This window comes from Streptomyces sp. NPDC027185 (genome assembly GCF_055567035.1).
The window spans coordinates 261,784-262,763 of record NZ_JBVHRF010000003.1 but is presented as its reverse complement, the minus strand read 5'-3'; the positions used below and the strand labels follow the sequence as shown (position 1 = coordinate 262,763).

The following is a 980-nucleotide window of genomic DNA, read 5'->3' as shown; positions in this document are numbered from 1 at the left end:
GCCGGCGCGGCCCGGTGCCGTACCCCGTGCGTACGGGGGCGTCGCCGGGCCGCCGTTGCCGGGTGGGGCGGGGGCCACGAGGTGTCCTTGGACCCTGTCCCGTCCCGGGGCCCGCCAGGTCCGGGCCCATACGGCGCCTGGCCACGGCGGCGGGCAGGGGCAGACGCCCCGCCCGTTCCGTTGGGCACCATCCTGGTGCCGCGCGGGGCCGCCGGGCCTCCTCCGCACGCGGGCGCGGGTCCCGCACCCAGCCGCCACCCCCCGTTCACCGGGCCGCTCCGCGCCCGCTCCGCCCGGTCCCGTCCCGGAGGTCCCCGAACAGGGATCTGGGCAGGTGCGGGGCGGGGCGGGAGGATGGGCGCGGACCGATGCCGTTCCCCGTGCGCGACGCCCAGCGGCCCCCGTCGTCTGTTGGCGCCCGAAAGGGCCGCCGTCATCCGTCGTGCGCCGGCATCTCCGCGCCTTTTCCCGCCCGCACGAGGAGCACCGCCCATGTCCGACCGCCCATCGTTCGACCTCGCGGCCCTCACGGAGCGGATGCGCAGTCTTCAGGGGAACCTCGCCGGTATGAACGACGCCATCGGCTCGGCCGAGGCGACCGGCCACGCGGGCGGCGGTCTGGTCACCGCGAAGGTCAACGGCGAAGGCCGGGTCACCTCACTGCGCATGGACCCGTCGGTCATCGACCCGGACGACCCGCAGACGCTGGAGGACCTGGTCATCGCGGCGATCGACGCGGCGCAGTCGACGCTCCGGGCAGCCCGCGCCGAACAGGTCGAGGAGTTCACCCAGGGACTCACCGGCCTCGCGGCGGGGCTGCGGGAGAGCACCGCACGCCGCCCCAAGACCCCTCTGGTGAACCCGTTCGCCGACGACAGTGTCCCCGGCCCGTCCCAGGACGGTTCCGCACCCCGCTGACCCGGTCAGCGGGGCTGATGCCCGTAGTCCTCTGCCGCCCCACCTCCCTGCACAGAGAGCCC

General features: G+C 76.0%; 1 protein-coding gene. It reads left to right on the top strand.

From position 1 onward, the window contains the following. The first annotated feature begins 492 nt into the window (after positions 1-492). Positions 493-918: a YbaB/EbfC family nucleoid-associated protein gene (locus ACZ4M8_RS11525; protein WP_467605786.1), complete on the top strand. Its 426-nt coding sequence runs from the start codon at positions 493-495 to the stop codon at positions 916-918. Positions 919-980: the final 62 nt, after the last annotated feature.